Genomic DNA, 14872 nt, shown 5'->3' with positions numbered 1-14872 from the left:
CGCGCCGACGGCGCCGCGAGGCGGGCCGCGCGCGCGGCGCTCGCCGGCTGCGTCGTCGCGTTCGTCGCGCTGCCGGCTTACGCGAAGTACGACGTCGACATCGACGCGCCGCGCTCGGTGCGCAAGCTGCTGAAGGCCCATCTCGACATCGCGCGCTTCGCGAAGCGCGACGACATCAGCGACGACCAGTTCGACTTCCTCGTGACCGCAACGCCGCAGCAGGTGCGCGACCTGACCGCGACCGCCGGCTATTTCTCGCCGGTCGTGCGCACCGACGTGCGCACGCGCGACGGCAAGCGCGACGTGCGCATCGCGGTCGATCCGGGGCCGCAGACGATCGTGTCCGCGGTCGATCTGACGTTCAAGGGGCCGGTCGAGACCGAGGATCCGAAACAGGAGGCCGCGACCCGCTTCGCGTTCTCGCTGAAGCCCGGCGACCCGTTCACGCAGTCGGACTGGGACGGCGCGAAGAACGCGGCGCTCAAGCAATTGCAGTCGCGCCGCTATCTCGGCGCGAAGATCGCGTCGTCCGAAGCGCGCATCGATCCGCGCACGCAGCGCGCGACGCTCGCGGTCACGTTCGACAGCGGGCCGACATTTACGATCGGCAAGGTAGACGTCGACGGCGTGCGCCGCTATCCGGAGCGGATCGTCACGAACGTGAACCCGCTGTCCGAAGGCGAGATCTACGACGTGCGGCGGATCACCGAGCTGCAGCGGCAGCTGCAGAACACGCCGTATTACGCGAGCGTCGCGATCGACGTCGCCGACGATACCGCGAAGCCGGAACGCACGCCGGTCCATGTGAAGGTCAGCGAGTTTCCGTACAACAGCATTCGCGGCGGCGTCGGCTATGCGACCGACACCGGCCCGCACGTGCAGGGCTCGTACACGTACCTCGATACGTTCGGCGCCGCCTGGCCGCTCACGGTGTCCGGCCGGCTCGACCAGATCCAGCAGTACGGACAGGTCCAGCTGTCGATGCCGCCCGGCGAGAAGGGGTGGACCAACAGCGTGCTCGCGTCGTACACGAACACGAACGTGTCGGACACGCGGATCTACAGCGCGCGCATCGGCGCGCAACGCACGCGCACCGGCCAGTTCATCGACTATTCGTATTCGCTGATGTTCTATCAGGACCGGCTCGACCAGAACAGCGCGGGGCCGACGACGAGCCGCGCGCTCGTGCCGCAGTGGGCGTGGACGCGCCGCAATGTCGACGATCCGCTGTTCCCGCGCTCGGGCAACCTGATCCACGCGGAAGCCGGCTTTGCGGTCAAGGGCGTGCTGACCGACCAGAGCTTCATCCGCGGCTACGCGCGCGGCCAGCAGTACGTGCCGATCGGCAAGCGCGACCTGTTCGTGTTCCGCGCGGAACTCGGCGGCGTGTTCACGAGCGGCAGCTCGAACGGCGTGCCGGCGTCGCTGCTGTTCCGCGCGGGCGGCTCGAACTCGGTGCGCGGCTACGGCTATCAGAGCATCGGCAACAGCGTCGACGGCTCCGTGCTGCCGACCAAGTATCTGATGACCGGCACCGCCGAATATCAGCACTGGTTCAACCACGACTGGGGTGCCGCGACGTTCTTCGACATCGGCACGGCGACCGACGCGTGGGGCGAGAAGGTGTTTTATCCGGGCGTCGGCATCGGCGCGCGCTGGCGCAGCCCGGTCGGCCCGATCAACGTCGACGTCGCGTACGGGCTGCGCAACCGCAGCGTGCGCCCGTACCTGACGCTCGGCATCGCTTTCTGACTTTCCGACCATATCGCTTCATCGACGACGAACCGCATGACGAAGGATCCGCACGATACGCCGCCGCCCTCCGATCCGGAACCGCCCGAGCATGCGTCCGGCGAGCCGCCGCGCACGCCGCGGCGCGGCCGCGCGGCGCGCGTCCTGGTGTGGACGCTGGCGATCGTCGTGCTGGTCGTCGCGCTGGCCGTCGCGCTCGTGCTCACCGCGGCGACGACCGAGCGCGGCACGCGGCTCGCGTGGCAGACGGCCGTGCGCGTGCTCGGCGGGCGGCTCGCGGGCACGCTGGACGGCGGCGCGCTCGCGACCGGCGTGCGGCTGCGCGGGTTCGCTTGGACGAGCGCCGACGGTTCCGGTACCGAAGTGCGCATCGACCGGCTCGACGGCCGCTGGGCACTGACGCGCGCGCCGTGGCGGTTCACGATCGCGTATCTGCGCGCGGGCACGATCGACGTGCGGATCGCGCCCGGACCGTCGACGCCGAGCACGGCGCCGCAGGACCTGCGGCTGCCGCTGCAGGTGCGGATCGACGATCTGCGCGTGGACCGGATCGCGATTCACGACGGCGGCTCGACCACGCAGCTCGACCGTCTGTCGCTGAACGCCCGCAGCGACGGCCGTCACCATGAGATCGTGCTCGATAACGTCGATACGCCGTACGGCGCGCTCACGGCGCGCGCGAAGCTCGACGGCGTGAAGCCGTTCGCGCTGACCGGCGACGCGACCTACGCGGGCAAGCTGGCCGACGAGCCGGTCGATGCGCGTGCGCGCGTGTCGGGCTCGCTCGATGCACTCGTGGCCGACGTCGACGCGAGCGGGATGAAGCTGAACGGCCGCGCGCACATCGAGGCCGCGCCGTTCGGCGCGGTACCGCTCACGCGCGCGTCCGTCGCGTTCGATCACGTGAACCCGCAGGCGATCTCGCCCGGCGCGCCGGCCGCCGACCTCGCGGTGCGCGCGGAACTCGCACCGGCGAACGCGCCGGCCGGCGCCGCAGCGCAGCAGGGCTTCGCGGTCGCGGGGCCCGTGTCGATCGTCAACGCGAAGCCCGGCACGCTCGCCGACCATCTGCTGCCGCTGATCGATGCGCACGCGACCGTGCACCTCGACGGCCGCGCGCAGCGGATCGACGGCGTCGCGCTGAAGCTGATCCGCGACGGCAGCGTGACCGGCGGCGGCACGCTCGCGGGCGGCAACGGCCGCTTCGACCTGAAGGTCGCGAATCTCGATCTGAACGCGTTCGTCGCGCAGCTGCGGCCGATGCGGCTCGGCGGCCCGCTCGGCGTCACGCTCGCGGCCGGCGTGACGACGGTCGATTTCGATCTGAACGACCCGAAGCTCGCGCTCGGCGCACGCGCGAAGGTCGCGCTGACGCCGCAGCAGACCGTCGTGAGCGACGCGCGCGTGACGGCGGCGAAGGGGCGCGTCGATCTGACCGGCGTGTTCCGCCACGACGCGCATTCGAGCTACGACGCGAAGGCGACGCTGACCGCGTTCGATCCGCTGCTGCTCGCGGCGGTAAGTGCTCCGGGCACGAACGGCGGCAAGCCGGCACGCAAAGCGGCCGACGCGGGCAAGCCGCCCGCGAAGCGCGGCGACACGCGCGTCTCGGGCACGCTGACCGCATCCGGCGCATTCGCGCCGCAGCTGTCGACGAAGGCGACGTTCAAGCTTGCCGACAGCGTGTACGACGGCGTGCCGATGACCGGCGCCGGCGTCGTGCAGCTCGCCGGCACGCGGATCCTGCCGAGCAACGCGAATCTGTCGATCGCCGGCAACCGCGTCGACCTGCGCGGCAGCTTCGGCGCGCCCGGCGACCGGCTGCGCTTCGTCGTCGACGCGCCGGAGCTCGACCGGCTCGGCTTCGGAATCCACGGGCTCGTGCAGGCGCAGGGCGATCTGACCGGCAGCTTCGCGCACCCGAACGTGACGGCGACCTACCAGGCCGAGCGCGTCGTGGTCGGCTCGAACCGGATCGGTGCCGCGCAGGGCCGCGCCGACATCCGCGACGGTGCGCACGGCGCGCTCGTGTTCACCGCCGACGCGACCGACATCGCGCTCGGCTCGCTGCAGTTGAAGTCGCTGCGCGCGAACCTCGACGGCACGCGCGCGAAGCACACGCTCGACGCGTCGGCGGTCGGGATGGCCGGCGGCCGCGTGATCGACGTGACGCTCGCGGCGAACGGCGGCGTGGTCGAAAACCGCGACGGGATGCGCTGGGACGGCACCGTCACGCGCCTCGCGAACCGCGGCACGCCGGCCGTCGCGCTGCAGGCGCCGCTCGCCGTATCGGCGGGCGCGGGCCGCGTGACGCTCGGCGCGACGCGGCTCACGCTTGAAGGCGCGACCGTGGACCTTAAGTCGTTCGCGTTCGATCATGGCCAGATCCGCTCGGCCGGCTCGGTCAGCGGCGCGTCGGTCGCGCGCTTCTTCGAGGTCCGGCAGGAACTGACCGGCCAGCGTCCGCCGGTGCGCACCGACGTCGTGCTCGACGCCGACTGGGATTTCTCGCTCGGCGCGAACGCGACCGGTCATCTGCAGGTCAAGCGCCGCAGCGGCGACGTGACGATCGAGACCGGCCGCGGGATCGCATCGCTCGGGCTGACCGACCTGAACGCGCGCGCCGTGTTCGTTCCCGGCAACCGGCTCGACGTGACGGCGCTCGCGAAGGCGAACCGCATCGGCTCGCTCGACGCGAACGTCGCGGTGCCGTTCGCGCTGCGCGACGGCGTGTTCGGCATCGCCGACGATGGCGCGCTGTCCGGCCGCATCGATGCGGACATCCCGTCGCTGAGGGCGACCGGCAATCTGTTCGGGCCGAGCTACCTGCTCGGCGGCCGCGCGTCGCTGAAGCTGACGGTGGCCGGCACGCCGGCGAAGCCGAACGTGTCGGGGATGCTGACGGGCGACGAGCTGTCGGCGACGCTCGTCGACCAGGGCGTGCAGCTGAAGGACGGCATCGTGCGCGTGAAGCTGTCGGAGAACCTCGTCGAATTCCAACAGGTCGAGTTCCACGGCGGCGACGGCACGCTGCGCGCGATCGGCCGCGTGCGGCTCGACGGCGAAGCGCCGGACCTGACCGCGAGCATCGTCGCCGACAAGCTCGAGCTGTTCGCGGCGCCGGACCGCAAGCTGTCGCTGTCCGGCAAGGCGACCGTCGCGAACGACGGGCCACGCGGCGCGCTGTCGATCGACGGCAAGTTCGTCGTCGATCGCGCGTTGTTCGACCTGCCGGAGGAATCGGCGCCGCACCTGTCCGACGACGTCGTGATCGTGCGTCCCGACGGCACCGTGCGCGGCGACGCGCAGACGGGCACCGCGGCAGCGAAGCAGCAGACGGCCGCGGACAAGCCGGCGTCGTCGCTCGCGCCGCGCGCGAACATCGACATCGGCCTCGGCAACGACTTCCGCTTCAAGGGGCACGGCGCGGACCTCGGCCTGCGCGGCACGATCACCGTGATGAGCGCGCCCGGCGTGCCGCTGCGCGCGATCGGCAACGTGCGCGTGACCGAAGGGTCGACGTACACATCGTTCGGCCGCAAGCTCGCGATCGAAAACGGCTTCTTCACGTTCAACGGCCCGGTGTCGAATCCGGGCGTCAACATCCTCGCGATGCGGCGCAATCAGGAGGTCGAGGCCGGCGTGCAGGTGACGGGCACGATCCAGTCGCCGACGGTCAAGCTCGTGTCGGAGCCGAACGTCACCGACAACGAGAAGCTGTCGTGGCTGCTGTTCGGACACGGCACCGACCAGGGCAACAACATCGGCCAGCAGAACACGATGACGGCCGCGCTCGCGCTGCTCGGCAGTGCGACCGGCAAGCGCGTCGCGCAGACGTTCGGCCTCGACGAGTTCTCGATCGGCCGCAGCGATGTCGGGCTGACCGATCCGCAAGTCGTGCAGATCTCGAAGGCGATCAACGAGCGTTTCGTGCTCGGCTACGAACAAGGGTTGCAGTCGGCGAGCAACGCGTTCAAGGTGACGATCAACCTGACGCGCTTCTGGTCGGTATCCGCCTATGGCGGCACGTTCCAGGGCGTCGATCTGAACTACACGCGGCGGTTCGATCGGTGGTTCGGGCAGCGGTGAGCGCAGCGGCGGCGCGCAGGGGCGGGCGGCGCGCAGCGTCGCGGGCGATGCGGCGATCGCGGCGGAGCGGGCTGCGCGGAAGAGTCGCGGTAGCGTGAAGCGAGCTACTGTCGTTGCGCCGCGCCGCGCCAGCCCGCACCGGCTGCAGCGTACAGGCACAAAAAAACCCCGCACGCGGGACGTGCGGGGTTTGGGATCGGACGGCGCGCTGCGCGGCGTTACTTCACGCGCATGCCCGGCTTCGCGCCGCTGTGCGGCTCGAGGATGTAAATGCCCGGTTCGGCCTTCTCGTCGGCCGCGGACGCGGCGAGCACCATCCCTTCGGACAGGCCGAACTTCATCTTGCGCGGTGCAAGATTCGCGACCATCACCGTCAGCTTGCCGACGAGCTGCTCCGGCTGATACGCGGACTTGATTCCCGAGAACACGTTGCGGGTCTTTTCCTCGCCGACGTCGAGCGTCAGCTGCAGCAGCTTGTCCGACCCTTCGACGGCCTGACACGCGACGATCTTCGCGATCCGCAGGTCGATCTTCGCGAAATCGTCGATCGAGATCGGCGCATCGTCGGCGCCGTTCGCGGCCACGGCAGCCGTCGCCTTCGCGCCGGCCTTCGCGCCTTTCGCGCCTTTCGCGGCGCTCGCGCCCGAAGCCGCGGCACCGGCCGCGTCGGCCTGCAGCGAATCGCGGTTCGCGGCGAGCAGCGCATCGATCTGCTTTGCGTCGACTCGCGTCATCAGGTGCTGGTATGCGCTGATCGGCTGCGCGGACGACAGCGGCTTCGCGGCGTCGGCCCACGCGAGCGGCGCGATTCCGAAGAACGCCTCGACCGACGCCGCGACGCGCGGCATCACCGGTTTCAGCGCGAGCGACAGCAGGCGGAACGCCTCGAGGCTCACGCTGCAGGTTTCATGTAGCGCGACCGCGTTGGCCGGATCCTTCGCGAGCTCCCACGGCTTTGCGCTGTCGACGTACGCGTTCACTTCGTCCGCGAGCTCCATCGTGTGGCGCAGCGCGCGGCCGTATTCGCGCGCCTCGTAATGCGCGGCGATCTTCGGGATCGCGTCGCGCAGCTTCACGACGAGCGGATGGTTCATCGCGCTGTCCTGCACGCGGCCGTCGAAACGCTTGAGCAGGAAGCCGGCCGCGCGGCTCGCGATGTTCACGTACTTGCCGACGAGGTCGCTGTTCACGCGCGCCTGGAAGTCGTCGAGATTCAGATCGATGTCTTCCATCGTCGCGTTCAGCTTCGCGGCGAAGTAGTAGCGCAACCATTCGGGGTTCAGGCCCGTGTCGATGTAGCTCTGCGCGGTGATGAACGTCCCGCGCGACTTCGACATCTTCGCGCCGTCGACCGTCAGGAAGCCGTGCGCGAACACGTTGGTCGGCGTGCGATGGCCCGAGAACTGCAGCATCGCGGGCCAGAACAACGTGTGGAAGTACAGGATGTCTTTGCCGATGAAGTGGTATTGCTCGGCGCTCGAGCCCGGACGCACCCACGCGTCGAAGTCGATGCCGTTGCGCTCGCACAGATTCTTGAAGCTCGCGTAGTAGCCGACCGGCGCGTCGAGCCATACGTAGAAGTACTTGCCGGGCGCACCGGGGATCTCGAAGCCGAAGTACGGCGCGTCGCGCGAGATGTCCCAGTCGGCGAGCTTCGCTTCGCCCGCGTCGCCGAGCCATTCGCGCATCTTGTTCGTCGCCTCGGGCTGCGCGAGACCGCCGACCCATTCGCGGAGGAACGACTCGCAGCGCGGATCGGACAGCCGGAAGAAGTAGTGCGTGGACGTCTTGCGCACCGGCGTCGCGCCGGACACGACCGAATACGGGTTCAGCAGCTCGGTCGGCAGGTAGGTCGAGCCGCACACTTCGCAGCTGTCGCCGTACTGGTCCTTCGCATGGCATTTCGGACATTCGCCCTTGATGAAGCGGTCCGGCAGGAACATTTCCTTGACCGGGTCGTACGCCTGCTCGATCTCGCGCTCGGCGATCAGCCCGTTTTCCTTCAGCGCGACGTAGATCTTCTCGCTGAGCACGCGGTTTTCTTCGGAGTCGGTCGTGTAGAAGTTGTCGAACGACACGCCGAAGCTGTCGAAATCGCGCTTGTGCTCGGCCCACACGCGCTCGATCAGTTGCTTCGGCGTCAGGCCTTCCTTTTCCGCGCGCAGCATGACCGGCGTCCCGTGCGTGTCGTCGGCGCCGATGTAGTAGACCTCGTGGCCGTGCATTCGCAGCGTCCGCACCCAGATGTCGGTCTGGATGTACTCGACCAGATGGCCGATGTGGATCTGGCCGTTGGCATACGGCAGTGCGGACGTGACGAGGATCTGGCGGCGGCCTTGCGGCGCCGCGGCCTGCACGGTAGTGAGGTCGGATGCGGACATAGGGTCTATAGAGGAACAGCGGAAAACGACGGGAAACTGCGATTCTAGCAGGGGCGCGGACCCGGCAGGCCGGCGGGCGCGGTGAACCGGACACCTGACGGGCGACGGCGGCGCATCGCGCGCGGGCACCGGCGTATGCTGCGATGCAGCACGGATTCTGCGGGCAAAAAAAACCGGGGCGGATACGGCCCCGGAGCAACAACGACAAGAGGAGAATGGTGACGCGCCGGCAGCGCCAGCCGCGTACCGTAAAGAAAGACCGCGAGCCGCGACAGAAGTTCGAAAAATTTTTCGTTTTATTACCGAAGCGGCTGGAAGCCTTGTACGGTGCGGCCGGACGGGCGGCGCGCCGGTCCGTTCCGTCGTGTCGCTGGCGCTTACTGCTGCTGCGGCGCGCGCAGATAGATCTCGACGCGGCGGTTTTGTGCGCGGCCGGCTTCGGTCGCGTTGTCGGCGATCGGGTTGGACGCGCCCATCCCTTGCGCCGACAGTCGCGCAGCCGACACGCCGCGCTGCACCAGCGCGTTCACGACGCTCTGTGCGCGGTTCTGCGACAGCGTCTGGTTCAATTGCGCCGAGCCCGTGCTGTCCGTATAGCCGATGATCGACGCGGTGACCTGCGGGTGCTCGTTCAGCGTCGCCGCGAGGTCGTTCAGCAGCGGCGTGAACGCCGGCGTGATCGCGTACTGGTTCGTCGCAAACGTTACCGAGCTCGGCACGTTGAGCTTCAGCGAGCCGTCCGGCTGCTCGGTCACCTGCGTGCCCGTCTTCGCGGCCGACGGGGCGAGCTTGTTCTTGATCGCCTGCCAGTTGTACCCCGTCACGCCGCCGAGCAGTGCGCCGACGCCCGCGCCGATTGCCGCCCCCTTGCCGCCGCCGGCCAGCGCGCCGATGCCGGCGCCGAGCGCGGCACCCGTGCCGGTGCCGACTGCCGCGTTGGTGCCTTGCTGCGATGCGCAGCCTGCCAGCAGTGCGCCGGCCAGCGCGAAGACGGACAAGCGAGTCGCGATTTTCATATTCATCTTGGATTCCTCTCTTGGTTTGAACGAGTCGACAACGACAACAACAGTGACGGCTCCCTGCGCAGACGGCCCGAACCGGCAGCGCACCAGCGCCCGCGGCAGCCGCCGAAGCGGCCGCATGCCCCGTCCGCCAGCGTGGCTGTTCGGACAGCGCGACGCGTCAGCCTCTACAATATAGGCGGTTGGCGGCCGATTTGGCCCCATAGCATGCCGCACGCGAAGATTGCGCCGGCTCGCGCGTCCGCGCAATGGCGTGCAACAGATTCTTTCACTTTTCCCGAATTTCGCCGCGTCATTTGATGTTTCTTGACGTTTGCGCGCGAGAGAACGTTTTCACGGAGTTTCGATGAGCATTGACCGGGCACAAGTCGACGCCGCGCTGGCGGCTGTCGTCGACCCCAACACCGGCCGGCCGTACGCGGCGAACAAGGGCGTGCGCAACGTCGCGATCGACGGCGACGCCGTGGCGGTCGACGTGGTGCTCGGCTATCCCGCGCGCAGCCAGCACGACGCCGTGCGCGCGCGCGTCGCCGACGCGCTGAAGGCCGTGCCGGGCGTGCGCGACGCGCGCGTGGCCGTATCGCAGGAGATCGTCGCGCACACGGTGCAGCGCGGCGTGAAACTGCTGCCGAACGTGAAGAACATCGTCGCCGTCGCGTCGGGCAAGGGCGGCGTCGGCAAGAGCACGACCGCGGTGAACCTCGCGCTCGCGCTCGCGGCCGAAGGCGCGTCGGTCGGCGTGCTCGACGCGGACATCTACGGCCCGTCGCTGCCGACGATGCTCGGCATCCACGGCCAGCGTCCGGAGTCGCCCGACAACCAGTCGATGAACCCGCTCGTCGGCCACGGACTGCAGGCGAACTCGATCGGCTTTCTGATCGAGGAAGACAACCCGATGGTGTGGCGCGGCCCGATGGCGACGTCGGCGCTCGAGCAGCTGCTGCGCCAGACCAACTGGCGCGAGCTCGACTACCTGATCGTCGACATGCCGCCGGGCACCGGCGACATTCAGCTGACGCTCGCGCAGCGCGTGCCGGTCACCGGCGCGGTGATCGTCACGACGCCGCAGGACATCGCGCTGCTCGACGCGAAGAAGGGGCTGAAGATGTTCGAGAAGGTCGGGATTCCGATCCTCGGCATCGTCGAGAACATGAGCATCCACGTCTGTTCGAACTGCGGCCACGAAGAGCACATCTTCGGCGCGGGCGGCGCCGAGCGGATGGCGAAGGACTACGGCGTGACCGTGCTCGGCAGCCTGCCGCTCGACATCGCGATCCGCGAGCGCGCGGACAGCGGTACGCCGACGGTCGTGGCCGAGCCGGACGGCGCGCTCGCGCGGCGCTATCGCGACATCGCGCGCGGCGTCGCGCTCGCGATCGCCGAACGCGCGCGCGACATGACGTCGAAGTTCCCGTCGATCGTTGTTCAAAATACGTAAAACCCTTGCGGGGCGGGCCCTTACGCTGTTTACGGCGTCGCGAGGCGCGGTATCATGGCGACTTTCCCCCGGGTCCCTTTACCCGCCCGGCCGGCAGCCGCGTCAGACGGCCGCCGGCCGGCATGAGGATCGAATGAACCAACGACATCACGGCGTGCGCGCCGGCCGCGCGCGGCGCGCGCTGCTGGCCGCCGCCGCGCTGGGCCTGCTGGCCGGCTGTACCTCCTTTTCCTCGTCGCACGAAAAACGGGCCGACGCGCAGCTGCAGCCCACCGTCGGCTCGCAGACGCGCGGCGCGGTGACGTTCGTCGAGCGGCCGGACGGCGTGCAGGTCACGTACAACCTGGTCGGGCTGCCGCCGAACAGCGATCACGCGCTGCAAGTGCACGAGCGCGGCGACTGCAACGCCGGCGACGGGTCGAGCGCGGGCCAGGTGTTCGCACCGGCCGCCGACCGCCTGCGCGCCGGCGCGCGCGTCGCCGGCGATCTCGGCAACATCCACGCGGACGCGAACGGCGTCGCCGCCGGCTTCATCGTCGCGCCCGATCTGGCCCTCGACGGCGTGCGCTCCGTGCAGAACCGTGCGGTGCTCGTGCATCGCGATTCGGGCGATCCGGCGTTTCCGCAGCACGGCGCGGGGCCGGCGCTCGCGTGCGGAACGATCCGTTGACGGCCGCCGCGTGCGCGGCCCGATGATCGCGTAAAATGTGCGCCTTTGCCGGCCGCCGCCTTCAACCGGCGGCCTTCGTTTACCGTCACGCAGCGTTTCCTGGCGCCCCGATATGAGCATCAAGTCCGACAAATGGATTCGGCGCATGGCCGAAGAGCACAAGATGATCGAGCCGTTCGTGCCCGATCAGGTCCGCGCGTCCGAGGACGGCCGGCGGATCGTCAGCTACGGCACGTCGAGCTACGGCTACGACATCCGCTGCGCGGACGAATTCAAGATCTTCACGAACATCAATTCGACGATCGTCGATCCGAAGAACTTCGACGAAGGTTCGTTTGTCGATTTCAAGGGCGACGTGTGCATCATCCCGCCGAACTCGTTCGCGCTGGCCCGCACCGTCGAATATTTCCGGATTCCGCGCACCGTGCTCACCGTCTGCCTCGGCAAGTCGACGTACGCGCGCTGCGGGATCATCGTCAACGTGACGCCGTTCGAGCCCGAGTGGGAAGGCTACGTGACACTGGAATTCTCGAACACCACGCCGCTGCCCGCGAAGATCTACGCGAACGAAGGCGTTGCGCAGGTGCTCTTCTTCGAGAGCGACGAAGTGTGCGACGTGTCGTACGCGGATCGCGGCGGCAAGTATCAGGGGCAGCGCGGTGTCACGCTGCCGAAAACCTGATCTGGTTGCATAACGTCTCACCAGTTTTCGGGTGACCGCTGCGCGTGACGCGCCGCGGTCGTTCTTTTTGGAGAATCGCCCATGAAGTTTCGTTTTCCCGTCGTGATCATCGACGAAGATTTCCGCTCCGAGAACATCTCGGGCTCCGGCATCCGGGCGCTGGCCGAAGCGATCGAGAAGGAGGGCGCGGAAGTCCTCGGCCTCACGAGCTACGGCGATCTCACGTCGTTCGCGCAGCAGTCGAGCCGCGCGTCGTGCTTCATCCTGTCGATCGACGACGACGAACTCATGCTCGGCGAAATCGGCGCGGACGGCGAGCTGCCCGAACTCGCGACCGCGATCATCGAGCTGCGCGCGTTCGTCACCGAAGTGCGCCGCCGCAACGCGGACATCCCGATCTTCCTGTACGGCGAGACGCGCACGTCGCGCCATCTGCCGAACGACATCCTGCGCGAGCTGCACGGCTTCATCCACATGTTCGAGGACACGCCGGAGTTCGTCGCGCGCCACATCATCCGCGAAGCGAAGGTCTATCTCGACTCGCTCGCGCCGCCGTTCTTCAAGGAGCTGGTGAAGTACGCGGACGAAGGCTCGTATTCGTGGCACTGCCCCGGCCACTCGGGCGGCGTCGCGTTCCTGAAGAACCCGCTCGGCCAGATGTTCCACCAGTTCTTCGGCGAGAACATGCTGCGCGCGGACGTGTGCAACGCGGTCGACGAGCTCGGCCAGCTGCTCGATCACACGGGGCCGGTCGCCGCGTCGGAGCGCAACGCGGCGCGCATCTTCAGCGCCGATCACCTGTTCTTCGTGACCAACGGCACGTCGACGTCGAACAAGATCGTCTGGCATGCGACGGTCGCGCCCGGCGACATCGTGCTCGTCGACCGCAACTGCCACAAGTCGATCCTGCATGCGATCACGATGACGGGCGCGATTCCGGTGTTCCTCACGCCGACGCGCAACCATTTCGGGATCATCGGCCCGATTCCGCGCGACGAGTTCAAGCCCGAGAACATCCGCAAGAAGATCGAGGCGAACCCGTTCGCGCGCGAGGCGCTGCGCCAGAACCCCGACCTGAAGCCGCGCATCCTGACGATCACGCAGAGCACGTACGACGGCGTCGTCTACAACGTCGAGATGATCAAGGATCTGCTCGGCGATCTGCTCGACACGCTGCACTTCGACGAAGCGTGGCTGCCGCACGCGGCGTTCCATCCGTTCTATCGCGACATGCACGCGATCGGCGACGGCCGGCCGCGCACCGGCGCGCTCGTGTTCGCGACGCACTCGACGCACAAGCTGCTCGCGGGCATTTCGCAGGCGTCGCAGATCGTCGTGCAGGATTCGGAGAACCGCACGTTCGACAAGCACCGCTTCAACGAGGCGTATCTGATGCATACGTCGACGAGCCCGCAGTACGCGATCATCGCGTCGTGCGACGTCGCGGCCGCGATGATGGAGCCGCCGGGCGGCACCGCGCTCGTCGAGGAGTCGATCGCCGAGGCGATCGACTTCCGCCGCGCGATGCGCAAGGTCGACGCCGAGTACGGCGACGACTGGTTCTTCAGCGTGTGGGGTCCGGAAGACCTGTCGGACGAAGGCATCGGCTCGCGCGACGACTGGATGCTGAAGCCGAACGACCGCTGGCACGGCTTCGGCCCGCTCGCGGAAGGCTTCAACATGCTCGACCCGATCAAGGCGACGATCATCACGCCGGGGCTCGACGTCGACGGCGAGTTCGGCGAGACCGGCATTCCGGCCGCGATCGTCACGAAGTACCTGGCCGAGCACGGGATCATCGTCGAGAAGACCGGGCTGTACTCGTTCTTCATCATGTTCACGATCGGCATCACGAAGGGCCGCTGGAACTCGATGGTGACCGAGCTGCAGCAGTTCAAGGACGACTACGACAACAACCAGCCGCTGTGGCGCGTGCTGCCGGAGTTCGTCGCGCAGCATCCGCGCTACGAGCGCGTCGGCCTGCGCGACCTGTGCACGCAGATCCACGACGTGTACCGCGCGAACGACATCGCGCGGCTGACGACCGAGATGTATCTGTCGGACATGGAGCCGGCGATGAAGCCGTCGGACGCGTTCGCGAAGCTCGCGCACCGCAAGATCGACCGCGTGCCGCTCGACGAGCTCGAAGGCCGCGTGACCAGCATCCTGCTCACGCCGTATCCGCCGGGCATTCCGCTGCTGATTCCGGGCGAGCGCTTCAACAAGACGATCGTGAACTATCTGCGGTTCGCGCGCGACTTCAACGAGCGCTTCCCCGGTTTCCACACCGACATCCACGGCCTCGTCGCGGAAGAGCTGAACGGCCGCGTCGAGTACTTCGTCGACTGCGTGCGCGACTGATGGCGGCGGCCGGACGATTTCGGGCGATGCGTGCAGCGACGGCCGCGCTCGTCGTCTGGGCGGCGTGGTCGGGCGCCGCGCATGCGGAAGTGGCGGCGGCCGACCCGATCGACGTCGCGATGCGGCAGTGCCTCGCGCGGCGCGACCGGTCGTCGACGGCCGGGCAGATCCAGTGCATGGGCGAAGCGCAGCAGCAGTGGCAGGCCGTGATGGACGACGCGTACCGGCGGCTGTCGAACGATGCGCCGCCCGACGCGAAGCGCGGCTGGCAGGAAAGCCAGCGTCGCTGGCTCACGTGGCGCAAGGACGAAGCGCAACTGCTGGAGGCCGTGTACGACACGACACGCGGCACGATGTACACGATGGCGAGCGCCGACATGCGGCTGCAGCCGGTGCGCGACCGCGCGCTCGCGCTGCGCGCGGCGGCCGATCGCTATGCGCGGCCGCCCGCGGCAGCGGCTGCCGGTTCGAGCGGTG

Annotated in this window: 9 protein-coding genes; 7 read left to right on the top strand and 2 right to left on the bottom strand. The window is 68.5% G+C overall.

The features are described 5' to 3' along the window. Positions 1-1752 (top strand): autotransporter assembly complex protein TamA (locus BUB20358_RS26515; protein WP_254593982.1); only part of this gene is annotated, 1752 nt, incomplete at its 5' end. A 36-nt stretch (positions 1753-1788) separates the two neighbouring features. Beyond that, positions 1789-5841, top strand: coding sequence for a translocation/assembly module TamB domain-containing protein (locus BUB20358_RS26510; protein ID WP_035971886.1), 4053 nt, complete (start codon positions 1789-1791; stop codon positions 5839-5841). Between the two features lie 218 nt (positions 5842-6059). Here BUB20358_RS26510 and metG read toward each other — a convergent pair whose 3' ends face one another. Beyond that, entirely contained in the window at positions 6060-8222 is a 2163-nt protein-coding gene (gene metG / locus BUB20358_RS26505; RefSeq protein ID WP_035971888.1) for a methionine--tRNA ligase, read from the bottom strand. Positions 8223-8599: 377 nt separating this feature from the next. Continuing rightward, positions 8600-9244, bottom strand: coding sequence for a YiaD family glycine zipper/OmpA-like lipoprotein (locus tag BUB20358_RS26500; RefSeq protein ID WP_035971890.1), 645 nt, complete (start codon positions 9242-9244; stop codon positions 8600-8602). Positions 9245-9590: 346 nt separating this feature from the next. Here BUB20358_RS26500 and apbC point away from each other — a divergent pair, with 346 nt between their 5' ends. The 5 genes from apbC to BUB20358_RS26475 form a co-directional block, all read left to right on the top strand. Next, entirely contained in the window at positions 9591-10682 is a 1092-nt protein-coding gene (gene apbC / locus BUB20358_RS26495) for an iron-sulfur cluster carrier protein ApbC (protein WP_035971892.1), read from the top strand. Positions 10683-10815: 133 nt separating this feature from the next. Continuing rightward, complete coding sequence (gene sodC / locus BUB20358_RS26490) at positions 10816-11352, top strand: superoxide dismutase [Cu-Zn] (protein WP_035971893.1); 537 nt, start codon at positions 10816-10818, stop codon at positions 11350-11352. Between the two features lie 112 nt (positions 11353-11464). Then, a complete protein-coding gene (gene dcd, locus BUB20358_RS26485; protein WP_006398615.1) occupies positions 11465-12034 on the top strand; it encodes a dCTP deaminase in 570 nt (189 codons plus the stop codon). A gap of 81 nt (positions 12035-12115) precedes the next feature. Further along, positions 12116-14395, top strand: coding sequence for an arginine/lysine/ornithine decarboxylase (locus tag BUB20358_RS26480; protein ID WP_035971895.1), 2280 nt, complete (start codon positions 12116-12118; stop codon positions 14393-14395). Continuing rightward, a partial coding sequence (locus BUB20358_RS26475; protein WP_174905142.1) for a lysozyme inhibitor LprI family protein occupies positions 14395-14872 on the top strand: 478 nt, incomplete at its 3' end. The genes BUB20358_RS26480 and BUB20358_RS26475, both read left to right, overlap by 1 nt.

This window comes from Burkholderia dolosa (assembly GCF_902499135.1).
In the GTDB taxonomy this organism is placed as follows: domain Bacteria; phylum Pseudomonadota; class Gammaproteobacteria; order Burkholderiales; family Burkholderiaceae; genus Burkholderia; species Burkholderia dolosa.
The sequence above is the reverse complement of the archived record's forward strand: the minus strand, read 5'-3'. Positions and strand labels throughout refer to the sequence as shown.